General features: G+C 69.2%; 23 protein-coding genes. 13 read left to right on the top strand and 10 right to left on the bottom strand.

Translation table 11 applies throughout. The annotated features are described in order from the left end of the window. Window positions 1-46: 46 nt before the first annotated feature. From hemC to ASE95_RS07295, 3 genes are read left to right on the top strand one after another with little or no spacing between them, the layout of a single operon-like run. Entirely contained in the window at window positions 47-940 is an 894-nt protein-coding gene (gene hemC, locus ASE95_RS07305) for a hydroxymethylbilane synthase (protein WP_056635886.1), read from the top strand. Beyond that, window positions 937-1,599: a uroporphyrinogen-III synthase gene (locus ASE95_RS07300; RefSeq protein WP_056633893.1), complete on the top strand. Its 663-nt coding sequence runs from the start codon at window positions 937-939 to the stop codon at window positions 1,597-1,599. Before hemC ends, ASE95_RS07300 begins: the two co-directional genes overlap by 4 nt. A gap of 24 nt (window positions 1,600-1,623) precedes the next feature. Continuing rightward, window positions 1,624-2,502, top strand: a complete 879-nt coding sequence (locus tag ASE95_RS07295) for a hypothetical protein (RefSeq protein WP_056633890.1) — start codon at window positions 1,624-1,626, stop codon at window positions 2,500-2,502. Between the two features lie 51 nt (window positions 2,503-2,553). Here ASE95_RS07295 and ASE95_RS07290 read toward each other — a convergent pair whose 3' ends face one another. Continuing rightward, window positions 2,554-4,131, bottom strand: coding sequence for a lysine--tRNA ligase (locus ASE95_RS07290; protein ID WP_056633886.1), 1,578 nt, complete (start codon window positions 4,129-4,131; stop codon window positions 2,554-2,556). Window positions 4,132-4,183: 52 nt separating this feature from the next. Here ASE95_RS07290 and ASE95_RS07285 point away from each other — a divergent pair, with 52 nt between their 5' ends. After that, window positions 4,184-4,708 (top strand): sterol desaturase family protein, encoded by a 525-nt coding sequence (locus tag ASE95_RS07285; protein ID WP_056635883.1) that lies wholly within the window; start codon window positions 4,184-4,186, stop codon window positions 4,706-4,708. Between the two features lie 36 nt (window positions 4,709-4,744). Here ASE95_RS07285 and ASE95_RS17245 read toward each other — a convergent pair whose 3' ends face one another. Then, a complete protein-coding gene (locus ASE95_RS17245) occupies window positions 4,745-4,906 on the bottom strand; it encodes a DUF1674 domain-containing protein (RefSeq protein WP_082450001.1) in 162 nt (53 codons plus the stop codon). A gap of 91 nt (window positions 4,907-4,997) precedes the next feature. Here ASE95_RS17245 and ASE95_RS07280 point away from each other — a divergent pair, with 91 nt between their 5' ends. From ASE95_RS07280 to purH, 4 genes are read left to right on the top strand one after another with little or no spacing between them, the layout of a single operon-like run. Next, on the top strand, window positions 4,998-6,326 hold the full coding sequence (locus ASE95_RS07280) for an RsmB/NOP family class I SAM-dependent RNA methyltransferase (protein ID WP_443025446.1): 1,329 nt from the start codon (window positions 4,998-5,000) through the stop codon (window positions 6,324-6,326). Between the two features lie 29 nt (window positions 6,327-6,355). Continuing rightward, on the top strand, window positions 6,356-7,018 hold the full coding sequence (rpe, locus tag ASE95_RS07275) for a ribulose-phosphate 3-epimerase (protein ID WP_056633880.1): 663 nt from the start codon (window positions 6,356-6,358) through the stop codon (window positions 7,016-7,018). Further along, a complete protein-coding gene (locus ASE95_RS07270) occupies window positions 7,015-8,751 on the top strand; it encodes a heparinase II/III family protein (RefSeq protein WP_056633876.1) in 1,737 nt (578 codons plus the stop codon). The genes rpe and ASE95_RS07270 overlap by 4 nt, the downstream gene beginning before the upstream one ends. Window positions 8,752-8,789: 38 nt before the next feature. After that, window positions 8,790-10,364, top strand: a complete 1,575-nt coding sequence (gene purH, locus ASE95_RS07265; RefSeq protein ID WP_056633873.1) for a bifunctional phosphoribosylaminoimidazolecarboxamide formyltransferase/IMP cyclohydrolase — start codon at window positions 8,790-8,792, stop codon at window positions 10,362-10,364. A gap of 197 nt (window positions 10,365-10,561) precedes the next feature. Here the strand turns inward: purH and ASE95_RS07260 are convergent, their stop codons facing one another. From ASE95_RS07260 to ASE95_RS07235, 6 genes are all read right to left on the bottom strand, one after another. Further along, window positions 10,562-12,079 carry a lipopolysaccharide biosynthesis protein gene (locus tag ASE95_RS07260; RefSeq protein WP_056633870.1) on the bottom strand — a complete coding sequence of 506 codons (1,518 nt, stop codon included), beginning with the start codon at window positions 12,077-12,079 and terminating at the stop codon, window positions 10,562-10,564. 193 nt (window positions 12,080-12,272) lie between these two features. Beyond that, complete coding sequence (polA, locus tag ASE95_RS07255; protein ID WP_056633867.1) at window positions 12,273-15,038, bottom strand: DNA polymerase I; 2,766 nt, start codon at window positions 15,036-15,038, stop codon at window positions 12,273-12,275. 95 nt (window positions 15,039-15,133) lie between these two features. Continuing rightward, on the bottom strand, window positions 15,134-16,246 hold the full coding sequence (locus tag ASE95_RS07250; RefSeq protein WP_056635880.1) for a serine hydrolase: 1,113 nt from the start codon (window positions 16,244-16,246) through the stop codon (window positions 15,134-15,136). Between the two features lie 145 nt (window positions 16,247-16,391). Beyond that, window positions 16,392-17,969 (bottom strand): L-aspartate oxidase, encoded by a 1,578-nt coding sequence (gene nadB, locus ASE95_RS07245; protein WP_056633863.1) that lies wholly within the window; start codon window positions 17,967-17,969, stop codon window positions 16,392-16,394. A gap of 178 nt (window positions 17,970-18,147) precedes the next feature. After that, on the bottom strand, window positions 18,148-19,080 hold the full coding sequence (locus ASE95_RS07240) for a 3-keto-disaccharide hydrolase (protein WP_082450000.1): 933 nt from the start codon (window positions 19,078-19,080) through the stop codon (window positions 18,148-18,150). Between the two features lie 93 nt (window positions 19,081-19,173). Beyond that, window positions 19,174-20,130, bottom strand: a complete 957-nt coding sequence (locus ASE95_RS07235; RefSeq protein ID WP_056633861.1) for an ABC transporter ATP-binding protein — start codon at window positions 20,128-20,130, stop codon at window positions 19,174-19,176. An 83-nt stretch (window positions 20,131-20,213) separates the two neighbouring features. Between ASE95_RS07235 and ASE95_RS07230 the strand changes: the two genes are divergently transcribed. Both ASE95_RS07230 and tldD read left to right on the top strand, forming a co-directional pair. Beyond that, on the top strand, window positions 20,214-20,450 hold the full coding sequence (locus ASE95_RS07230; RefSeq protein ID WP_056633859.1) for a zinc-finger domain-containing protein: 237 nt from the start codon (window positions 20,214-20,216) through the stop codon (window positions 20,448-20,450). A gap of 69 nt (window positions 20,451-20,519) precedes the next feature. Continuing rightward, window positions 20,520-21,935, top strand: coding sequence for a metalloprotease TldD (gene tldD, locus ASE95_RS07225; protein ID WP_056633855.1), 1,416 nt, complete (start codon window positions 20,520-20,522; stop codon window positions 21,933-21,935). Here the strand turns inward: tldD and ASE95_RS07220 are convergent. Both ASE95_RS07220 and ASE95_RS07215 read right to left on the bottom strand, forming a co-directional pair. After that, on the bottom strand, window positions 21,932-22,228 hold the full coding sequence (locus ASE95_RS07220) for a CcdB family protein (RefSeq protein ID WP_056633852.1): 297 nt from the start codon (window positions 22,226-22,228) through the stop codon (window positions 21,932-21,934). The genes tldD and ASE95_RS07220 overlap by 4 nt on opposite strands. Then, window positions 22,228-22,509 carry a type II toxin-antitoxin system CcdA family antitoxin gene (locus ASE95_RS07215; RefSeq protein ID WP_235528229.1) on the bottom strand — a complete coding sequence of 94 codons (282 nt, stop codon included), beginning with the start codon at window positions 22,507-22,509 and terminating at the stop codon, window positions 22,228-22,230. Before ASE95_RS07215 ends, ASE95_RS07220 begins: the two co-directional genes overlap by 1 nt. A gap of 15 nt (window positions 22,510-22,524) precedes the next feature. On the opposite strand from ASE95_RS07215, the gene ASE95_RS07210 reads away from it, so the two are divergent. The 3 genes from ASE95_RS07210 (at window position 22,525) to ASE95_RS07200 (ending at window position 23,744) form a co-directional block, all read left to right on the top strand. Continuing rightward, window positions 22,525-23,073: a pyridoxamine 5'-phosphate oxidase family protein gene (locus tag ASE95_RS07210; RefSeq protein WP_056633849.1), complete on the top strand. Its 549-nt coding sequence runs from the start codon at window positions 22,525-22,527 to the stop codon at window positions 23,071-23,073. Further along, window positions 23,073-23,273, top strand: coding sequence for a putative signal transducing protein (locus tag ASE95_RS07205; RefSeq protein WP_056633846.1), 201 nt, complete (start codon window positions 23,073-23,075; stop codon window positions 23,271-23,273). Before ASE95_RS07210 ends, ASE95_RS07205 begins: the two co-directional genes overlap by 1 nt. 132 nt (window positions 23,274-23,405) lie before the next feature. After that, window positions 23,406-23,744: a P-II family nitrogen regulator gene (locus tag ASE95_RS07200; RefSeq protein ID WP_022688100.1), complete on the top strand. Its 339-nt coding sequence runs from the start codon at window positions 23,406-23,408 to the stop codon at window positions 23,742-23,744. The last annotated feature ends 9 nt before the right edge of the window (window positions 23,745-23,753 follow it).

Raw genomic sequence — 23,753 nt, 5'->3', positions numbered from 1 at the left:
TCCAGATCGCTTGCGGACGCCCGATGAAGCCGCCAAGAGGCTCGCCATGTTCCGGCTCGGCACCCGTGGTTCTCCGCTCGCGCTCACCCAGGCGGGCATGGCGCGCGACGCCCTGATGGCGGCGCACGGGTGGGACGACGTCGAGATCGTCGTGATCCGCACCACCGGCGACCGCGTGCAGGATCGTGCGCTGGCCGAGATCGGCGGCAAGGCGTTGTGGACCAAGGAACTGGACCGTGCCTTGCTGGCCGGCGAGGTCGATGCCTGCGTCCATTCGATGAAGGACGTGGAAACGCTGCGCCCCGATGCGATCGCGATCGCCGCGACGTTGCCGCGCGCCGACGTGCGCGACCGGTTGATCGGCGCGACCTCGATCGCGGCGCTGCCCGATGGCGCGACGATCGGCACCAGCAGCCCGCGTCGTGCAGCGCAACTGCGCCGGATGCGCCCCGACGTGTCGGCGGTGCTGTTCCGCGGCAATGTCGACACCCGGCTCGGCAAACTGGCGGCGGGGGAGGTCGATGCGACGTTGCTGGCCGCCGCCGGGCTGGAACGGCTGGGCCGCCACGACACCGGCGTCGCGATCCCGCTCGACGTGATGCTGCCCGCCCCGGCGCAGGGCGCCGTCGGGATCGAGACGCTGGCGACGGGGAGCGCCCGCGCGCTGGTCGCCGCGATCGACCACGCGGCGACGCATCGCGCGATCGCCGCCGAACGCGCCTTGCTGGCGGGGTTGCGCGCCGACTGCCACTCGCCCGTCGCCGCGCTGGCGGTGGTGGAGGGCGACATGCTGCTGCTGCGCGCGCAATTGCTGACCGCCGGTGGCGAGGAAGCGGTGGAGGGCGCGTCGCGCGGGGCCGATCCGGTGGCGCTCGGTGCGCTGCTGGCGGAAGATCTGCTGGCGCGCGCACCACCGGCGATCCGCGCGCTGTTCGGATGACGCGCCCCCGCGCGCTGGTGCTGCGGCCGGCGCCGGGCAATGCGCGCACCTGCGCCGCGCTGGCGGCGGCGGGGCTGGAACCCGTGGCACTGCCGCTGTTCGACATCGTCCCGTGCGCGTGGGTCGCGCCCGACCCGGCGGGGTACGACGCGTTGTTGCTGACCAGCGCGCAGGCCGTCCGCCACGCCGGCGCCGGTCTGGCGCGGCTGGCCGGGTTGCCGGTGGTGGCGGTGGGCGCGGCGACCGCGACGGCGGCGCGCGAAGCCGGGTTGCGGGTCGCGCTGGTCGGTGCGGGCGACGCCGCCGCGGCCGTGGCGCAGACGGCGGCGTTTCCCCGGTTGCTGCACCTTGCCGGGCGCGACCACGTGCCGCAGCCGGGCGTCGACACGCTGACCGTCTATGCCAGCGACGCGCTGCCGGTGACGATGCAGGCGATCGCGGCGGCGCTGGACGCGGTGGTGCTGCTTCATTCGGCGCGCGCGGCGCACCGCTTCGTCGAACTGGCGGGCGCCTTGCCGCGTTCACGCGTGCGAATCGCGGCGATCAGCCCGGCGGTCGCCGCGGCGGCGGGCGACGGATGGGGACGGATCGGCGGCGCGGCGCGGCCCGGGGATGCCGCGCTGATCGACGTCGCGGTGCGGCTCGCGATTGACCGCTGATGCGGGCGCGGAGATAAGCGTCCGATGAGCGAACCACACGCTATGCCGCGCCACCCGACGCGATCGCGGATCGGCCCGGTGCTGGCGATCGCGATCCTTGCCTTCGTGATCGGCCTGGGGCTGATGGCCTATGCCGTACGCAACACGCCCGGTTTCTTCGCGCGCGGCTCTTCGCCGACGCCGGTAACGCGGCCTACCCCCACCGTCGCTCCGGCACCGGCGACGGCGGACCCGTCGACGTTGGCGCTGCGTGAGGCCGCACTGGCGGCGCAGCTGGCCAATCTGGAGGCGCGGGCCGCGCGCACCGATGCCGAAACCGCAGAGGCGGCGGTGAATGCCGGCAAGGCGGAGGCGATCCTCGTCACCTTCGCCGCGCGGCGCGCGCTCGATCGCGGCGCGGGGCTGGGCTATCTTGAGGGCGAGATGCGGCGGCGCTTCGGCGCGACCCTGCCGCGACAGGTCGGCACGGTGATCCGTGCCGCACGTCAGCCGGTGACGCTGGAGAACCTGCGCGAGAGCCTGACCGCCGCCGCACCGATGTTGCTGGCGACGCCCAGCGACTGGTGGAGCGGGATCGGCAGCGAATTGCGCAACCTGGTGGTCATCCACCGCGCCGACACTCCCTCCCCGCTGCCCTCCGACCGGCTGGCGCGCGCACGGCGGCAGCTGGACAACGGCAATGTCGAGACCGCGCTGGCGGAGGTCGAGCGCCTGCCCGGGGCGGCGGATGCGGCGAACTGGACCGCGGCGGCGCGGCGCTGGATCGATGCGCGCGCGGCGCTGGACACGCTGGAAACCGCCGCGATCACCGGGGCGTTCGCGCCGCCCCCGACCCGTCCGAGCGAACCGCAGCCCGCACCCGCGCCCACGTCCGCCATGCCGGCGGACGACGGGTTGCTATAGGGGATCGGGCGACTTCCCGTTCGTCGACACCGGCGGCGGGACGGAGGCGGTTCAGCCGTGCCCCAGCGCCTCCGCGATCAGCCGGCGCGAATTCGCGATCCCGTACAGCCGGATGAAGCTGCCCATGCGCGGACCCTGGCTCGACCCCAGCAGCGTTTCGTACAGCGCCTTGAACCAGTCGCGCAGCTCCGCGAACCCGGCGGTCTTGCCGATCTCGTAGACGATGTTCTGGATATCCTCGGCGCTCGCCTCTTCGGGAAGGGCGGCCAGTTCGGCATCCAGCCGCTCAAGCGCCACGATCTCGACACCCTCGGGCGCGCGGCGCTTGAGCGTCGGCGCGATATGGTCGCGGTGGTATGCCAGCGCGTGGCCGATCAGCCGGTCGAGTTCGGGGTAGGCCGACGGCGTGGCATCGGCGACGTAATTGGCCAGGTACGCCCACACCTGCTCGCGCGTCGCACCCTCGCCCATCACGCCGACCAGATTGAGCAGCAGCCCGAACGTCACCGGCAACGTGCCGTGCGGCAGCTGGCCGTCATGGACGTGGTGGACGGGGTTGCCCAGCCGCTCCTTCACCGCCTGTGCCGCGTAATTGCCGCGGAACTGCCAGTAATCGTCCACCGCGCGCGGGATCACGCCCATGTGCAGCTGCTTGGCCTTCTTCGGCTCGCGATAGATATAGAAGGCCAGGCTCTCCTCCGGCCCGTACGTCAGCCATTGTTCGATCGACAGGCCGTTGCCCTTCGACTTGGAGATCTTCTCCCCCTTGTCGTCGAGGAACATCTCGTAATTGAAGCCCTCCGGCGGGCGCCCGCCCAGCACGCGTGCGATCTTCGACGATTGCACGACCGAATCGATCAGGTCCTTGCCCGCCATCTCGTAATCGACGCCCAGCGCGACCCAGCGCATCGCCCAGTCGACCTTCCATTGCAGCTTCGACAGCCCGCCCAGCGCCGACTGGACGATGCGCTCGCCATCCTCGTCGACGAACGCGATCGTGCCGGCCGCGGCATCGATGACCTCTACCGGCACCTGCAGCACGGTGCCGCTCTTCGGGCTGACCGGCAGCACCGGCGAATAGGTCGCGCGACGCTCGGCCCGCAGCGTCGGCAGCATCACGTCCATCACGCCCTGCCAATGACGCAGCACGCCCCGGATCGCGTCGTCGAAGCGGCCCGACGTGTAATATTCGGTCGAGGAGGCGAATTCGTAGTCGAAGCCGTAGCGATCGAGGAAGTCGCGCAGCATCGCATTGTTGTGCGCGGCGAAACTGTCGAACTTGCCGAACGGATCGGGAATGCGGGTCAGCGGCTTGCCGAGATATTCGCGCAGCATGTCGCCGTTCGGGACGTTGTCCGGCACCTTGCGCAGCCCGTCCATGTCGTCGCTGAACGCGATCAGCCGCGTCGGTATGTCGCTGAGCGTATGGAAGGCGTTGCGGACCATCGTGGTGCGCAGCACTTCGTTGAAGGTGCCGATATGCGGCAGCCCCGATGGACCATAACCGGTTTCGAACACTATCGCGCCGCCATCGGACTTCCCGTCCGGATAGCGCTTGAGGAGCTTGCGCGCCTCCTCATAGGGCCAGGCCTTTGATTCGAGAGCGGCGGAGCGAATGTCGTCGGTCATAATGCCCAGCGACGTAGCGATACGGGCACGCGATGGCTATATCGCAGCGATCATGTCGTTCTGGCCCGCCTTCCTGCTGTTCCTCGCCACCGTCGCGCTGATGGAAGGCTTCGCCTATGTCATGCACCGCTGGGTCATGCATGGATGGGGCTGGTTCCTGCACGAAAGCCACCATCGCCCGCGTACCGGCAACTGGGAATTGAACGACCTGTATGCGGTGATCTTCGCCGTGCCGTCGTTCGTGATGATCCTGGGCGGCGTGCAATTGGGCTGGTGGCCGGGATATACGTGGATCGGCGCGGGCATCGCCGCCTATGGCGCGATCTATTTCGGGTTCCACGACGTGATCGTCCACCGCCGACTGCCAACGCGCTATTTGCCGAAATCGACCTATATGAAGCGAATCGTACAGGCGCATCGCCTCCACCACGTCGTCGAGACAAAGGAGGGCAACGTCAGCTTCGGGTTCCTCGTCGCGCCGCGACCTGAGGATCTGAAGGCCGAACTGAAGCGCCGCGGCCGGGCCGGGGTGCGCAGCGCGGCGGGCGCGGAACGCGAAACCGCATCCGGCGGCTGACGCGACATCCTGGCATCATCGCGCACCCGGCGGCGGTCAGAAATCGACCGCGACGCCCTTCAATTCCCAATCGCCGAACCGCACCGGATCGCGACCCAGCGGGTCCTCGCGCGGGCGCTCCGGCGGGCCGGGCTCGGGCACCGGCGTATTGGGCGTCAGGTGCGCGGGCGGCTTCACATGGTCGGGGCGCTTGCCCATCGCTGGTCCTTCCGATTGATCCGGCGTGCTGACCGGCACATATGCAGCGCCATGACCACCTTCAAGCCGAGCCGCCTTGCGCAGAACCAGCGTGACTGATCCGACGCGCCCCCCCGCCCCGCCCCCCGCCGCCGCCCGCTCCACGCGGCCGCGCCCTGTGCCGGGCGGGCCGGAACCGCTCGGCACCGCCAGCCGCCGTGCCGCGCTGCGATTGCTCGATGCGGTGCTGCGCCGGGGCGAGCCGCTCGAATCGGCGCTGGCGCATGCCACGCGCGCGCTGTCCGGCGGGCCGGATCGCGGCCTGGCGCACGCCATCGCGGCGGAGACGTTGCGCCGCCTGCCCGATCTCGACGCGCTGATCGACTCGGCGACGCGGCTGCGGCTGGCCGACGATGCCAAGGCACGCTCGGCGCTGCGTATCGCGCTGGTGCAGGCGCTGGCGCTCGGCACGCCGCCGCATGCCGCGATCGCCACGGTGCTGCCGCTGGTCGATGGCGGGCCGCGCAAGCTGGTGCATGGCGTCTTCGGCACGCTGATGCGCGGCAACGCCGCCCTGCCGACCCTGCCGACGCTGCCCGCCACGGTCGCGGAACGCTGGCACGCGAACTGGGGCAAGGATGTGGTGGAGGCCGCCGCGCGGGCGATCGCCGCTCCGCCGCCGGTCGACCTGACCTATGCCGATCCCGCGAAGGTCGCGCCGCAGGCCGTGTCGCTCGCCCCCGGCCATGCCCGCGTGGCGGCGGGAAGCGATATCGCTGCACTGCCCGGCTATGACGCCGGTGACTGGTGGGTGCAGGATCTCGCCGCATCGATCCCGGCCCGGCTGATCGGGCGCGGCGACGGCACGTTGCTGGATCTGTGCGCCGCACCGGGGGGCAAGACGCTGCAACTCGCCGCCGCCGGCTGGCAGGTGACCGCGGTGGAGATGTCGGAAAGTCGCGCCGCGCGACTTCGCCAGAACCGCGACCGCACCGGCCTGTCGTTCGACATCGAGATCGCCGACGTGCTGACATGGTCGCCCGCCGCCCCGGTGCAGGCGGTGCTGGTCGATGCACCGTGCAGCGCGACCGGCATCTTCCGCCGCCATCCCGACGTGCTCCACCGCGCGCATGGCGGGATCGTCGCCGAAATGGCGGACCTGCAGGCACGCATCCTGAAGCGCGCCGCGGACTGGGTCGCACCGGGCGGGACGCTGGTCTACGCCACCTGCTCGCTGGAGCCCGAGGAGGGCGAGGCTCAGATCGAACGCTTCCTTGCCGAACATCCCGATTTCGCGATTCGCGCGGTCATTCCGGGGGAATTGCCGGGCGGGATCGTGGCGGAACCCGAGGGATGGGTACGCACGCTGCCCGGAATGCTCGAAGCGGCCGGTGGATGCGACGGGTTCTTCATCGCGCGGGTTCAACGCGCTTCCGCCTGACGCTGCCGTCCGCTAACGCGGGCGCCATCATGACCAAGCCCGTTCGCATTGCACCATCGATCCTGTCCGCCGACTTCGCCAGATTGGGGGAGGAGGTGCGCGCGATCGATGCCGCGGGTGCGGACTGGATCCATATCGACGTGATGGACGGGCATTTCGTTCCCAACATCACGATCGGCCCGGCGGTGGTGAAGGCGTTGCGCCCGCACACCGCCAAGCCGTTCGACGTCCATCTGATGATTTCGCCGGTCGATGCGTATCTGGATGCCTTTGCCGAGGCAGGCGCGGACACGATCACCGTCCATCCGGAGGCAGGGCCGCACATCCACCGCACCATCCAGCACATCAAGGGGCTGGGCAAGCGCGCGGGCGTGGTGCTGAATCCCGGCACCCCCGCCAAGATGCTCGATTACCTGATCGACATGGTCGATCTGGTGCTGGTGATGAGCGTCAATCCCGGCTTCGGCGGACAGCATTTCATCGACGGCCAGCTCAAGAAGATCGCCGCGATCCGCCGCATGATCGAGCAATCCGGGCGCGACATCGACCTGGAGGTCGACGGCGGCGTCGACGTCGAGACGGCGCGGCGTGCCATCGAGGCCGGCGCGGATGCGCTGGTGGCGGGCACCGCCACCTTCCGCGGCGGGCCGGAACGCTATGCGGAAAACATCCGGGATCTGCGCGGCGGATGAGCGACGACCGTAACGGCGCAGCACCGGGCGGCATCGATCAGGACCGGCGCATCATCTCCGCAGGCACGGGCGAGTCGCTGGGCGACCGCGCGGCGGCGTGGTTCGAACGGCTGACGTGGCGCACGCCGCTGCACGATCGACGGCTCGATGGGCAGCATCCGGCGCGGCTGGTCGCGGTGCCGGTCGATCCGATGCCCGGCGAGGTCGATCTGGGCGAGGCGCTGCTCGAAGGCTGGATGTTTGCAGGGGCCGAGCATCACGCACTCGACACGCTGGACGTCGCGGCACCCGCCGCCGGGCCGGCCTTCGTCGATTATCTCCACGGCTTCGCGTGGCTGCGCGATCTGGCGGTGATCGACGACCGCGCGCGCACCGTACCGCTGGCGGAGGCGCTTGCCGGGCGCTGGCTGGCCGCGCATGGCGAACGCGTGTCCGATCCCGCATGGCGGCCGGCGACGGTCGCGCGGCGGCTGGCGATGTGGGTGTTCCATTCGCCGCTGCTGCTGTCGTCGAGCGACCTCGTCTTCCGCTCCCGCATCCTGAACGGAATCGCGCGCGCCGCGCGTCACCTCGATCGCACCGCCGATCGCGCGCCGCCGGGGGCGGAGCGCGTCGCGGCCTGGGCGGGGGTGGTCATCGCGGGCTTGTTGATCCCGGGCGGGGAGACGCGGACGTCGATCGGTGAGGCCGGACTGGCGCGCGCGCTGGATACCGGGATGACGCCCGACGGCGGCGTCGTCAGCCGCTCGCCCGCCGCGCTGCTGGACCTGCTGGCCACGATCGGGCTGCTGCGGGCGGCCTATGACGCGCGCGGCCTGCCGCTGCCCCAGGCGGTGGGACAGGCGCTGACGATCGCCACGCCGGCGCTGCTCGGCACGACGATGGGCGATGGCGGGCTGTCGAGCTGGCAGGGCAGCCTGCCCGTCGATGCCGATGCGGTGAACGACGTGCTGATCGCCAGCGGCGCGCACGGGCGGCCGCTGCGCCAGTCGCGCGACTGGGGGTATCAACGGCTGGCGAACGGCAGCGCGGTGCTGATCGTCGATGCCGCGCCACCGCCGACCGCGCGCGTCGCGGCGGGCGGTTGCGCCTCGACGCTGGCGTTCGAGTTCAGCGACGGCACCGAACGGCTGGTCGTCAATTGCGGCGGCGCGGGGGTGACCGGCGCGCGGCTGTCGCCCGCGATGATGACCGGGCTGCGCAGCACCGCCGCGCATTCGACGCTGACCGTGGCCGACACCAATTCCACTGCGATCCTGGCTGACGGAACGCTCGGCAAGGGTGTGCGCCAGGTCGAGCTGACACGACAGGAATCGGATCTGGGCAGCCGGATCGAGGCGCGACACGACGGCTATGCGCGCCGCCACGGCTTCCTGCACCAACGCACCCTGTTGCTGCTGAGCGACGGACGCGAGCTGCGCGGCGAGGATGCGTTGCTGGCCGCACCGGGTGCGCGCACGCGGCGCCCCGATGCGATGACGCCGTTCCTGCTGCGCTTCCATCTGGGTGCGGGGGTCGAAGCCGTGGCGACCGCCGATGCACAGGCCGCGATGCTGCGCACCGCCAGCGGCCAGTTCTGGCATTTCCGCAGCCGGGGCGAACGGCTGACGATCGAGGACAGCGTGTGGGTGGACGGCTGGGGACGGCTGTTCACCACGCACCAGATCGTCATCCACGGGCTGGCCCCGCCGGGCGGCGTCAACATCAACTGGGTGCTGAAACGCGCGCGATAGGGTTGAGCCACCGCCCGCGCCCGCGTAAGCGCGCGCCCATGACCAGCATCCCCATCCGCCGCGCGCTCCTTTCCGTCTCCGACAAGACGGGGATCGTCGATCTCGCCACCGCGCTGTCGGGCAAGGGTGTCGAACTGGTGTCGACCGGCGGCACCGCGAAGGCGTTGCGCGACGCCGGGCTGGCCGTGCGCGACATCAGCGAGCTGACCGGCTTTCCCGAGATGATGGACGGCCGGGTCAAGACGCTGCACCCCGTGGTGCATGGCGGATTGCTGGCGGTGCGCGACGACGCCGCCCACGCCGCGTCGATGCGCGAGCACGGGATCGGCGCGATCGATCTGGTGGTGGTCAACCTCTATCCGTTCGAGGCGACCGTCGCCAAGGGTGCGGAGCGCGACGAGGTGGTCGAGAATATCGATATCGGCGGCCCGTCGATGGTGCGATCGGCCGCGAAGAATCACGCCTATGTCGCGATCGTCACCGATCCCGCCGATTATGCGCTGGTCGCGGGCGGCGCGACGACGCTGGACCATCGCAAGCGCCTGGCGGCGAAGGCGTTCGCGACCACCGCGTCCTATGACGGCGCGATCGCGCGCTGGTTCGCCGCCGTGGATCAGGGCGAGACGTTCCCGGCCACGCTGCCGTTGACGCTGCGCCGGGCGGGCGAGGAATTGCGCTACGGCGAAAACCCGCACCAGCAGGCCGCTTTCTACGCCGCGACCGGCGATGCGACGCCCGGGATCGGGCAGGCGCGGCAGGTGCAGGGCAAGGCGCTGAGCTACAACAATTACAACGACGCCGATGCCGCGCTGGAATTGATCGCCGAGTTCCGGGACGCGGCACCCACCTGCGTGATCGTCAAGCACGCCAACCCGTGCGGGGTCGCCACTGCGGCGACGCTGGCCGAGGCGTATGAAGCGGCGTTCGCGTGCGACACGGTCAGCGCGTTCGGCGGGATCATCGCGGTCAACCGTCCGCTCGACGGGATGACCGCACAGGCGATCACCGGCATCTTCACCGAAGTGGTGGTCGCGCCCGATGCCGACGAAGAGGCGCTGGCGCTGTTCGCTGCGAAGAAGAACCTGCGGCTGCTGCTCACCGGCGCGCTCCCCGATCCGACCCGCGACGGCATGTTCGCCAAGTCGATTGCGGGCGGCTGGCTGGTGCAGTCGCGCGATGCCGGCCGTGTGGTCCCCGCCGATCTGAAGGTGGTGACGAAGCGCCCGCCGACCGAACAGGAGCTTGCCGACTGCCTGTTCGCATGGACCGTGGCCAAGCACGTCAAGTCGAACGCGATCGTCTACGCCAGCGGCGGCAGCACCGCCGGCGTCGGCGCGGGGCAGATGAACCGGCTGGAATCCGCGCGCATCGCGGCATGGAAGGCGAAGGACGCCGCCGACAAGGCCGGCTGGGCCGCGCCGCGCACGATCGGCTCCGCAGTGGCATCGGACGCGTTTTTCCCGTTCGCCGACGGCTTGCTCGCCGCGGTGGAGGCCGGCGCGACGGCGGTGATCCAGCCCGGCGGCTCGATCCGCGACGACGAGGTGATCGCCGCCGCCGACGAAGCCGGGCTGGCGATGATCTTCACCGGGATGCGCCACTTCCGGCATTGATGGCGCGGGTCAGAGCGGTTTCCGATCATGTTGCGCCATCGGCACGGAGGGAATTTCGATCCGCCGCAAGGCGCGAGGAGGGCGCGATGCTGTGGCATCGTAACCACGGAGCAACGCCGCGGCCGGTCGAAGGCGCCCCGCCGCATAGCGGGCGCCCAAGGGGCGATGACGGTAGTGCAACGTGGTCGGAAACCGCTCTAGCGGATGAAGCTGCCCTCGTTCGGCAAAGTCGCCTCTTCCGCGCTGGGCATCTTGCTGAACAGCGCGCGGTCGTCCGGGCCGAAGGCGTAGCGCCAGATCACGTAGAGATAGGCCGCCAGCGTCGCGGCGACCCCGATCGACACCTGTGCCCAGCGATAGGCCGGCGGCAGCAACGCGAACGCCCCGCCCACCGCCGCACCCGCGCACGCCGCCCAGACGAGCGGCCAGCGCATCGGCGACACGCTCGTCCCCAGCATCCGCCCCAGCACCCCGGCCTTGATGAACGAGGTGAGCAGCACGACGAGCATCAGCGCGACCGGCGCCCCCGCCGCCTGCGTCGTCACGCCGTATCCGGCGGCGCGCAGGGACAGGATCAGCACGAACGACAAGGCGATCTGCAACCCCAGCATCGTCGCCGAGATCAACAGGTTGCGGTGGCGCGCCATATACACCAGCGCGGATTCGGACACCGCGCCGGTCGAGGCGAAGACCTCCGCGAACAACAGGAACACCATCGCCGCCGCACCGCCGACGAATTGCGGCCCGATCGTCGCCATCACGCCTTCGCGCGGGATCGATGCGGTGATCGCCAGCGCCAGTTGCGCGGCGATGATCCAGAACGCGACCTGACGCACCTGTCGCGCGATCGCGGCAAGGTCGCCGCGCGCCAGGCTCTGCGTCACGACCGGGCCGAGGATGGGGTCGAAGCTGGTCTTCAATCGCTGCGGCAGGCTCGCGACCTGTTGCGCCATGTAGTAGATGCCGACCACGCTGGGCGCGAACAACGTACCCAGGATCAGCCGGTCGACGTTGCGGCTGCCCCATTCCAGCGCGTCCGCACCGGCCAGCGGCGTGTTGGCGCGCGTCATCTGCCACAACATTCCGACATGCGGCGACCAGCCGGCGGGCACGCCGTAGCTGCGCAGCAACGGCACGATGCTGGCGGTCAGCGCCGCGACCATGCTGGCGACATAGGCCAGCACCAGCCCGTCCTTCAGCGTGAAGAACGAAAACAGGAACGCGAAGATCGACAGCGTCCACGGCTCGATCACCGCGCGCGCGGTGACGCTGGCCTTCACGTTATGTCGATAGGCGAGCGCGGCCAGGCTGACGTCCGACAGCGCGGGGGCAAGGATGATCAGCGGAAACAAGCGATCCAGCCCGCCGATCGCCGAATTCGGGTACATCGCCTGAGGGAAGGCGAACAACACCCCGCTGGCGATCAGGCTGGCGATCAGCGCGAGCGCCAGCGCATCGAACACGACATGGTTGTGCGGGCGATCGGTGGACGACAATGCCTGTGCCAACCCGCGTTTCAGCCCCAGCGTCGCGAGCAACGCCGCAAACTCCACCACGACTACCGCGATCGCGAAACGCCCGACCAACGCCGCGCCATACATGTGTCCGGCGATGAACAGGAACGGGATGCGCGCGCCCAGCCGCAGGACGAACCCCGCGACGTTGGTCCGCCCGCCCTTGGCGAGCGCGGCGATATCCTCGGGCTGCCGGGTCATGCGACTTGCTTCGCCATGACGAGCGTGGCCTGGCGAGCCCGGGCGTCACGCGCCGGACTCCGGATGGCTTGGCCGCACGCACCGAGACGGCCGGGGTGCCGCCGCGCCGCGGCGAGGCCGCGTCGTCGGTCAGGCTGCGCCCGCCCGCGCTGGTGCGACGCGGCGGGCTGAGGCCCGCTGCCACCCGGCGCGATCAATGCGCCGCTCCCCAGCTTGCGCCCACGCCGATCTCCACCGCCAACGGCACGTCCAGCACCACGACGGGCGTCGCCGCGTTCGCCATCACGCGTTCGATCACCGGGCGCGCGCGATCGACGTCGCCCACGGGCAGTTCGAAGACCAGTTCGTCGTGGACCTGCAACAACATCCGCACGTCGGGCAGCCCGGCATCCAGCAACGCCGGCTCCATCCGCACCATCGCGCGCTTGATGATGTCGGCGCTGGTGCCCTGGATCGGCGCGTTGATCGCGGCGCGCTCCGCGCCCTGTCGCTCGTGCTGCACCTTGCTGCGGATCCGCGGGAAGTGCGTCTTGCGCCCGAACAGCGTTTCCGTAAAACCGCGCTCGCGCACCTGCGTCAGGGTCTCCGCGATGTAGCGGTTGATGCCGGGGAAGCGCTCGAAATAGCGGTCGATCATCGCCTGCGCCTCGTCCGCCGAGATATCCAGCCGCCCGGCCAGCCCCCAGCGCGAGATGCCGTAGAGGATCGCGAAGTTGATCGTCTTGGCCGATGCGCGCGTATCGCGCGTCACCTCGCCGAACAGTTCCTGCGCGGTCAGCGAGTGGATGTCGTCGCCACGCGCAAAGGCTTCCTTCAGTTGCGGCACGTCCGCCATGTGCGCGGCCAGCCGCAACTCGATCTGCGAATAATCGGCGGCGAGGATGACGTTGCCCGGTTCCGCGACGAACGCGTCGCGGATCTGGCGACCAGTCTCGGTGCGGATCGGAATGTTCTGCAGGTTCGGATCGGTGGAGGACAGCCGCCCGGTCTGCGCGCCGCTCAGCGAATAGCTGGTGTGGACGCGGCCGGTCTGCGGATGGATCTGTTCCTGCAACGAATCGGTGTAGGTGTTCTTCAGCTTGGTCAATTGGCGCCATTCCAGCACCTTGCCCGCGATCTGCGCACCCGGCGAGTCACGGTCGGCGGCCAGCCGCTCCAGCTCGGTCACGTCGGTGGAGTAAACGCCGCTCTTGCCCTTGCGCCCGCCCTTCAGGCCCATCCGCTCGAACAGGACGTCGCCCAGCTGCTTGGGGCTGCCGATCGTGAACGGACCGCCGGCCAGTTCGTGGACGACACCCTCCAGCTGCGCGATCTGCGTGGAAAACTCACCCGACAGCTGCGCCAGCTTCTCGCGGTCGACCTTGATCCCGCGCTGCTCCATTCGCGCGATCACCGCGACCAGCGGGCGATCGACCATCTCGTAGATGCGCGTCGCGCCTTCCGCCGGCACGCGCGCCTTGAAACGCCGCCACAGCCGCAGCGTCACGTCGGCGTCCTCCGCGGCGTACCGCGTGGCTGCCTTCAGATCGACCTCGTGGAAGCCCAGCGCCTTCTTGCCGGTGCCGACCACCTCCTTGTACGCGATGCACGTGTGCGACAGATGCGTGGCGGCCAGTTCGTCCATGCCATGGCCGTGCAGCCCGGCATCCAGATCGAAGCTCAGCACGATCGTGTCGTCATAGGGCGCGACGCCGACGCCCAGCCGGCCGAGCACGATCATGTCGTATTTCAGATTGTGGCCGATCTTCAGGACGCCCTCGTCCTCCAGCAACGGCTTCAGCCTGGCCAGCGCGGCGTCACGATCCAGCTGTGGCGGGCGTTCGGCGAACATGTCGGTGCCGCCGTGGCCCAGCGGAATGTAGCAGGCGAGATTCGGGTGCAGCGCCAGCGACACGCCGACCAGCTCGGCGAGCATCGGGTCCTTAGCGGTGGTTTCCGTGTCGATCGCCACCCAGCCTTGGTGCCGCGCGACCTGGATCCAGCGGTCCAGCGCGTCGTCGTCGACCACCGTCTCATAGCCGTCGTGGTTGCAGGACGGTTCGTCCTCGTCGAACGCCGCATCGCTGGCGGCCTCCGCGACCGGCGCGTCGGCGACATCGCCCAGCCGCGACAGCAACGTACGAAAGCCGTGGTGGTCGAGGAACGCGCGCAGCGGCGCGTCCGGGATGCCATCGGCCAGCGACAGTTCGTCCAGCGGCTGCGGCAACGGCACGTCGCATGCCAGTTCCACCAGCCGGCGGCTCATCCGCGCCGCATCCGCATGCTCGATCAGATTGTCGCGCAGCTTGCCCTTCTTCATCCCCTCGGCGGCGGCGAGCACGCCTTCGACGTCGCCATGTTCGAGGATCAGCTTGGCCGCGGTCTTCGGTCCGACGCCCGGCACGCCCGGCACATTGTCGACGCTGTCGCCCATCAACGCCAGAACGTCGCCCAGCTTCGCCGGGCCGACCCCGAACTTCGCCTCGACATCGGCGGGGCCGAGCGTGCGGTTGTTCATCGTATCCAGCATGTCGACCGACGGGTCGGTCATCAGCTGCATCAGATCCTTGTCGGAACTGACGATCGTCACTTGCCAGCCCTGCGCCAGCGCCGCCTTCGTATAACTGGCGATCAGGTCGTCCGCCTCCCACCCCTGTTCCTCGATGCACGGCAGCGAGAAGGCGCGCGTGGCATCGCGGATCATCGGGAATTGGGGGACGAGGTCCTCGGGCGGCGGCGGGCGATGCGCCTTGTACTGGTCGTACAATTCGTTGCGGAACGTGGTGCTGGACTTGTCGAGGATCACCGCCATGTGCGTCGGGCCGTCGGCCCTGTGCAGCTGGTCGGCCAGTTTCCACAACATGGTGGTATAGCCATAGACCGCGCCGACCGGCTCGCCGTGCCGGTTGGTCAGCGGCGGAAGGCGGTGATAGGCCCGGAAGATATAGCCCGATCCGTCGACGAGATAGAGGTGCGGCATGCCGGTTGCCCTATAACGGATCGGGGTGAGTGGGAACCGCGCTTCGTGGCGCGCCCGTCATTGCGCGCGCGGCCGAACGACGGCGCGGCGCTGGGTCAATTTTCCGCTTCGTCCACGCCCCCGGCGCGCGGTTGCGCACCGGTCAGCGCGGCGGCGACCTGCTGGATCAGCACCTGGCGCATGCGCATCGGCGCAGTCGTGTCGCCGATCTGCACCGCGATCGCGTAGCGGCGACCGTCCGGCGCGGTCAGCAGGCCGATGTCGTTGAACCCGGCGTTGCGGCGGCCCAGATCCTGTCCCGTCCCGGTCTTGTGCGCCAGCGTCCACCCCGCCGGGGTCGCCGCCTTCAACCGCGCACGCCCGGTGTGCGAGGCGGCCATCGTTTCCAGCAGCACGCGGGTCGACGTCTCGCTCAGCAACTCGCCGCGCGCCAGCCGCGCCAGCGCCTCGACGATCCCGGACGGCTGCGCGCCATCGGGGGGATTGTCGATATAGCGTTGCAGCGCGGCGCTGCGCGTCTCCGGGTCGAGCCGCGCGCGCGCCGCCTCGAACCCGCGCCCCGTCGCCATCGACTGGGTCCAGGTCACGCCGGCCGTACCGCTTTGCAACAGGCGTTCGCCGGGGCCGAAACGGATGCCGTTCAACCGCTTATCCGCCAGGAAGCGCCGCACCGCCGCCGGGCCGCCGACCACGGTCAGCAACCGGTCGTTGGCGGTATTGTCGCTCTGCGTCAGCGCGCGGGTCAGCAGCGCGCCGACCGTGGTGCGATAGCCGGTGGCGGTCACCAGCGAGGCGATCGGCTGGTGGAACAGCGTCAGGTCGTCACGCGTCACCAGCACCGGATCGTCCAGCTTCAGCCGGCCAGCGTCGCGCTGCGCCAGCACGGTCATCGCCACCCACAATTTGCTGACGCTCTGTTGCGGCAAGTACAGGGTGCCGCCCTGCGAGACGATCCAGTCCTCGTCCACCGCCTGGATCGCGGCGCCGGCCTTGCCGGGGAAGCTGCGGACCAGCTGCGCGACGCGTTCCTGCAGCGCGCGCGGCGCGGATTTCGGACGCGGCGGCGCGGGCGGCGGCACCGCAACGGAAACCAGCGGCGGCGGCGGCGCGGCCGGGATCAGCGTCGAGCCCGCCCCTGCCCCGCATCCCGCGATCAGCAGCGACCAGCCGATCACCGTCGTCCGGCGCGCGAATGTCGTCTTTCCCATGTCCGCCGTCATTGCCCCCGCTTCGCCACGGGGTGTGCCGGTCGCGCCATCGGCCGCATAGCCCCCGGCCCCGGCGTTGCGACGACCGCCCGCCGTCACGCGACGAATCGAGTCGGCCGGTTGCAACCCGCTGATTCGCGGACGCTCACGGAACCAGCACGGTGTCGACCGGCGGGTCGTGCAGTTCCGGCCAGTCCAGCGTGTAATGCAGCCCGCGGCTTTCGTGCCGGTGCAGCGCCGACCGCACGATCAACTCGGCGGTCTGCAACAGGTTGCGCAGCTCGATCAGATCCGGGGTGACGCGGAAGTGGCCGTAATAATCCTCGATCTCGGAACGGAGCAGGTCGATGCGATGCTGCGCGCGCTCCAGCCGCTTGGTCGTCCGCACGATGCCGACGTAATTCCACATGAAGCGGCGGATCTCGGTCCAGTTCTGCTTGATGACCACTTCCTCGTCGGAATCGGTCACGCGGCTTTCGTCCCATGGGCGGATCACCGGCACCGGCGGCATCCTGTCCCAGCATTCGGCGATGTGCCGCGCCGCCGCCTCGCCGAAGACGAAGCATTCCAACAGCGAGTTCGATGCCAGCCGGTTCGCGCCGTGCAGCCCGGATTGCGTGCACTCGCCCGCGGCATACAGGCCGGGCAGATCGGTGCGCCCGTCGCGATCGACGACGATCCCGCCGCAGGTGTAATGCTGCGCCGGCACCACCGGGATCGGCGAGGTCGTCATGTCGATCCCCAGCCCCAGCAGCTTTTCGTGGATGTTGGGGAAGTGTGCGCGGACGAATTCGGGCGGCATGTGGCTGATGTCGAGATGGACACAATCCAGCCCGTAGCGCTTGATCTCGGCATCGATCGCGCGCGCCACCACGTCGCGCGGCGCCAGTTCCAGCCGCGCGTCGTAATACGGCATGAACCGCTTGCCGGTGGTCGGGTTGATCAACCGCCCGCCCTCGCCACGCACCGCCTCGGTAATCAGGAAATTCTTGACCTCCAGATGGTAGAGGCACGTCGGGTGGAATTGCATGAATTCCATGTTGGACACCCGCGCGCCCGCGCGCCACGCCATCGCGATGCCGTCACCGGTGGCACCGCGCGGCGCGGTGGAGAACAGATACGTCCGCCCCGCCCCGCCGGTCGCCAGGATCGTCGCGCGCGCGGTGTGCAGCCCGACCGCGCCGGTCCGCCGGTCGATCGCATATACCCCCCACACGTTGCCCGCGCCGGAGTAACGTTGCTCGTGCCGGCCGGTGGCCAGGTCGATCGCGACCTGATCCGGCACCAACGTGATGTTGGGGTGGGCCTCCGCCGCGCGTTGCAACGCCTCCTGCACCGCCCAGCCGGTGGCGTCGGCGACATGGACGATGCGGCGGTGCGAATGCCCGCCCTCGCGCGTCAGGTGCAGCGCCCCGCCCTCTTCCGCGAACGGCACGCCCAGCGCGCGCAACCGCGCGATCGCGGCGGGCGCGCGCTCGACGACGAACTCGACGATCCCGCGGTCGTTAAGCCCCGCCCCTGCGACCATCGTGTCCTCGACGTGGTGGTCGAACGTGTCGCCGGGTTCCAGCACCGCGGCGATCCCGCCCTGGGCCCAGGCGGTCGACCCGTCGTTCAGCGCGCCCTTGGCAAGCACCGTCACCTTGAAGCGATCGGCGAGGTTCAGCGCCGCGGTCAGCCCGGCGGCACCCGAGCCGACGATCAGGACGTCGCTCTCGCTCATCGGGCGGCCCGGCGAATGTTGCGAATGTTGAGGCGCTGGCGTGGCAGGGGATGGGCAAGGTACATGCCGATCCATGTGGCATAGTTGGGTGGCAGTAGGACAGCCTATGTTACGTCGGCCGCCGCATCCGCCACGATCGTCATCCACCCGTGCGTTGACTGCGTGGAGCAGGAACGCGTCAGCGCTTCTCCACTACCCGTGGCAGCCGGTCGATCGGTTCGACGGAGAGGTTGCGGAACCACGTCTCCGCACCTTCCGACTGCAACTGGATGCGGCCGTGGGTCAGCGGGGTGCGCGCGCCATCCTTGCCGACGGTCGCCAGCCCCTCGACCACCATCACCGGCACGCCGTTGACGACATGCACCGCACGGTCGCCCAGTACGTACAGGTCGAGGATGTTCCACGCCCCCGCCGGCCGTTCGGCGTCGCGCGCATTCTCGACATTCCAGATCAGCGATCCGTTCACGATCTCGACCGGCCTGCCGCCCAGCCGGTAACGGACCGGCGGGGAGATCAGCGCCGGGTCCAGCGCGGCGGTGGTGCGGATGCGCAGGTCGCGCCCGACCGCCACCGCCATGCCGGTCGACCCCGCCATGATCTCGAACTCCACCGACGGCTGCCAGGTGCCGAACACCGCGCCGGGCGCGCCGTGCGTGTGATAGAGCAGACCGTTGTTCGGCGGCTGCCCGATCCGCGGTGCCCAGCGCTTGTCGCCCCAGCGGAATTCCAGCCGCAGGTGATAGTCGCGCAGGTCGGCGTCATGGACCAGCGCGCCCCATGTCTCGCCCTTCACCCACAAGGCGGGCTTGCCGTCGATCGCCTTCACCGCGAAATCGCCGGTGGTCGCGCGCGAACGCCCGATCGGCGTCGCACCCGGCTTGTCGCGATAGGTGACCGCCGGATCGGGGTAGCCGAGCCATGGCTGCCATCCCGTCAGGTCACGGCCGTTGAACAGCGCGCGCGCCGGCCCCGTCGCCCTGGGCACGTCGGCCAGCACCAGCACCTGCGGCGTGGCCGGCGCATCGCCGACGATCGCCCGCGCCTGCTCCACAGGGGAAGGCGTTGCCGCCTGCGCCATCAAACCGGCAGCCGCCAGCAGGATCACCTTCATCGCCCGTTCCCCTCGTCTTGCCGCGCTATCGCAGCATAACGAAGCCTCGCCAATGGCTTACGACCAAGGTCTAGGTCGCGGCGCGGGGTTTGGCTACGCTTGTCCGGCGTTTGCCGCGCGGGTCAGGTTCAGGAACACGTCTTCCAGATCGGCCTCCTTGGTGGAGACGTCGACGATGCCATAGCCGTCCGCCTGGATGGCACCCAGCACTTCGCCCGCGTTCACGCGGTCCTTGGCGTAGGTGATCTCCAGCGTGCGCGTGCCCTTCAGCGCGACCTTCCCGAAACACGCATTGTCGGGCAGCGTGGCGACATCGCGGTCGACCGTCACCGCGACGATCTTCTCCTGCGCCTTGCCCAGCAGTTCGGCGGTCGGTTCGTTGGCGATGACGCGGCCGTGGTTGATGATCGCGATGCGGTCGCACAGCTCCTCGGCCTCTTCCAGATAATGGGTGGTCAGCACCACCGTGACGCCCGCGTCGTTCAGGCTGCGCACATAGGTCCAGAGTTGCTGGCGCAATTCGATGTCGACGCCGGCGGTCGGCTCGTCCAGCACCAGCACCGGCGGCTGGTGGACCATCGCCTTGGCGACCATCAACCGCCGCTTCATGCCGCCCGACAGCGTCCGGGCATAGGCGCGCGCCTTGTCCTCCAGATGCACCGCGCGCAGCAGCTCCATCGAACGACGCTCCTTCTTCGGCACGCCGTACAGCCCGGCCTGGATTTCCAGCGTTTCCACCGGCGTGAAGAACGGGTCGAACAGGATCTCCTGATTGACGATCCCGATCGACGCCTTGGCGTTGCGCGGATGGTCGTCGATGTCGAATCCCCAGATCGACGCCGTCCCGCTGGTCTTGTTGACCAGCCCGGCCAGGATGTTGATCAACGTCGACTTGCCCGCGCCGTTCGGCCCCAGCAACCCGAAGATGCTGCCGCGCGGCACGTCGAAGCTGACGCCGTCCAGCGCACGCTTGGGCGCGCCGCCCTTCACCCCGGCGTAGGTCTTGCACAGGTCGCGGATCGCAATGGCGGCGTCTGTCGTGGCGGTCATGACCGGTGCGATAGGCGCGCGTGTCGCGGATGCCAACAACGGAGGATTGTTTCGGGCGGACCGGCTTGCTAATCGCGGGCATTATGCAGCCGCCGTCCGAACTCGTCCGCACCTCCTCCGCCCGCGTCGCCTGCGACGGGGCGACCGACATCCCCGGTGGCGCGGCGCTGGGCCACCCGCGCGTGTGGCTGCAGATCGACGAGCATGGCTATGTCGACTGCGGCTATTGCGACCGGCGCTTCGTGCTGATCGGCGGCCCGGCGGACGGCGTCGACCCGGCGACGCTGCGCGACGTCCACGAAGGTTCCAATCCGCGCTGATCCTGGCGTTGATCGGGGGCTAATCACGGGGCGTAGTATCGCGGGCCCGGCGCGCCTATCTTGGTCGGCATGACCGATCCCCGCTCCTTCCTGTACCGCGACACGCTCGATCTCGCCACGGCGCAGCGCGTCACCGCCGACGTGCTGGCGCGCGCCGACGACGGCGAACTGTTCCTGCAATATCGCAAGGCCGAGGCGTTCGGCTTCGACGACGGGCGACTGAAGACCGCCAGCTACGATACCAACGCCGGTTTCGGGCTGCGCGCGGTATCGGGTGAAATGACCGCCTTCGCGCACGCCAACGAACTCAGCGAGGCGGCGATTCGCCGCGCGGGCGAGACGATGGCGCTGATCGATCCGTCGACGCAGGCGAAGGCCGCGCCACCGGCACGCACCAATCACCGCCTCTATACCGACGCCGATCCGCTCGATCTGGTGCCGTTCGCCGACAAGGTGAACCTGTGCCAGACGATCGACGCCGCCGCCCGGGCGCGCGATCCGCGCGTGGCGCAGGTGTCGGTCGGGCTGTCGGGCACGTGGAGCGTGGTGGAGGTGGTGCGTCCCGACGGCTTCGTCGCCACCGACGTGCGACCGCTGGTGCGGCTGAACGTGTCGATCGTCGCGGAGGCGAACGGACGGCGGGAGACCGGTTCGTTCGGGGTCGGCGGACGCTATCTGTACGATCGGTTGCTGGAACCGACGATGTGGAACCGTGCCATCGACGAGGCGCTGGCGCAGGCGCTGGTCAATCTGGACGCGATCGACGCCCCCGCCGGCGAGATGACGGTGTTGCTGGGCAATGGCTGGCCGGGCGTGCTGCTGCACGAGGCGATCGGCCACGGGCTGGAGGGCGATTTCAATCGCAAGGGCACCTCGGCCTTTTCGGGCCGCATCGGGGAGCGGGTCGCCGCGCCGGGCGTGACGATCGTCGACGACGGCAGCATCGCGGACCGCCGCGGATCGCTGACCATCGACGATGAGGGAACGCCGACGTCGGAGACGATCCTGATCGAGGACGGCATCCTGAAGGGCTATATGCAGGATCGGCTCAACGCCCGGCTGATGGGCGTCGCGCCCACCGGCAACGGGCGTCGCGAAAGCTTCGCGCACGCGCCGATGCCGCGCATGACCAACACCTTCATGAAGGCCGGGCGCGACGATCCTGCCGAATTGCTGTCGCGGGTGAAGCGCGGCATCTTCGCCAAGTCGTTCGGCGGCGGGCAAGTCGACATCGTTTCGGGCAAGTTCACCTTTTCGTGCACCGAGGCGTACCGGATCGAGGACGGCCGGATCGGTGCCCCGATCAAGGGCGCGACGCTGATCGGCGACGGGCCGAGCGTGCTGACCAGGGTGCTGGGCATCGGCAACGATTTCGCGCTGGACGAGGGGGTGGGCGTGTGCGGCAAGGGCGGGCAGAGCGTGCCGGCGGGCGTCGGGCAACCGTCGCTGCTGATCGACGGGCTGACGGTGGGCGGGACCGCCTAGAAGCCCGAGATCAGCATATCGAGCGCGGCCTTGATCTCCCGTTCGATCTCATCCGCCGACCCGACTTGCTCGTTCAGAAAGCGGCGATCGACCGATCGAAGGAATTGCGTCGCCACGCGGTAGGCGACGCCGTCGATCTTTATGCACGGGTTCAATCGCGAAAGCGCCACGCTGTCCTCCCCTGCCTCGCGCAGCGGAGCGACGACGCGGGAGCGCAGATCCGACAGCAGGTCGGACTGGCAATCGACGACGAGCCCGTGTCCGTCGATCCGATAGATCGCAAACTGGGCCATCAAAGAACGGGAAGATCGCCGAGCGGAATGCCGTTTTCGTCGATCCAGCGATTATGTCGCTCGATCGACGCGGCATTTTCCTGTCGCCATCGCCGCTCGCGCTCCGACGTTATAGCGACCTTCAAAGCCGTCTCCGCGACCTGCGACAGGTTCAATCCCTGATCGCGTGCCAGCGCGACGACGCCCGTGTCGAGCGACAGATTGACCGGCTTTCGCTTGCCCGAAAGGACAGGATCGTGCTTCATGGCGCGCATGTTGTGCGCACGGATGATGCGCGTCAACACGGAGCATCGTCGATGGAGTTCTTCCCCGCCCTGACCGCCGACCATCGCAACTTCATCGCGAAACAACCGGTGTTCTTCGTCGCCACCGCGGCGGCAGATGCGCGCATCAATCTCAGCCCCAAGGGCATGGACAGCTTCCGCGTGCTCGACGACACGACCGTCGCCTATCTGGACGTCGCGGGATCGGGGAACGAGACGAACGCGCATCTGCTCGCCGACGGGCGGATCACGATCATGTTCTGCGCCTTCGACAATCCGGCGCTGATCTTTCGCATCTACGGCCACGGCCGCCCGGTGCTGCCGCAGGACGACGATTGGGCGGAGCTTGCCGGCCATTTCACCCTGCTGCCCGGCACGCGGCAGATTTTCGTGATCGCGGTCGACCGGGTGCAGACCTCGTGCGGCTGGGGCGTGCCGCACATGGCGTTCGAGCGCGAGCGGCAGACGCTGAACAAATATCACGCGGCCACCAGCGATGCGACGCGCTTCGGCAAATATGCGGTGCGCACCACCAGCATCGACGGACTGCCCGTCCGCAATCCCGAGCGCGTGCCCGGCTGATGGCGCTCGTCGAACTGGGACGCTACGACCGGAACCTCGCCAACATCCTCGTCGCGCGGCTGGAAGCGGACGACATCCCTGCCCTGGCGTTCGATGGCGGCTCCAGCATCGCCGACGGCAGCTGGCTGCTGATCCCGGTGCGCGTGATGGTCGACGAGGATGATCTGGCCGCTGCGCAGGCGATCGTCGGCGCTGCCTGAAAAATGGGCAGCGGCAGCCCGCTGCACGATTATTAACGCCCGTTAGGACCTGCTTCGGGCTGATCTTCCCTGTGCGCCGTGTTGGCACGGCGCTTGCGTTGCTCGTCGACAGGCAATGCAAAAGGGGGCGCGATGAAGCTGGTCATAGCGATCATCAAACCGTTCAAGCTCGACGAGGTGCGCGAGGCGCTGACCACCGTCGGCGTGGCCGGGATGACGGTATCGGAGGTGAAAGGGTTCGGTCGCCAGAAGGGGCAGACCGAAATCTATCGCGGCGCCGAATACAGCACCAACATGGTGCCCAAGATCAAGATCGAAGTGGTTTGCGCCACCGACATCGCCGACCGCGTGGTCGAGGCGATCCAGGCGGCCGCGAATACCGGCGCGATCGGCGACGGCAAGATCTTCGTGCTCGACGTCGGACAGGCGGTGCGCATCCGCACCGGCGAAACCGACGACACGGCATTGTGATGGGGGGAC

This window comes from Sphingomonas sp. Leaf231 (assembly GCF_001421995.1).
Lineage (GTDB): Bacteria > Pseudomonadota > Alphaproteobacteria > Sphingomonadales > Sphingomonadaceae > Sphingomonas.
This window is presented reverse-complemented; position numbering and strand designations above follow the sequence as displayed.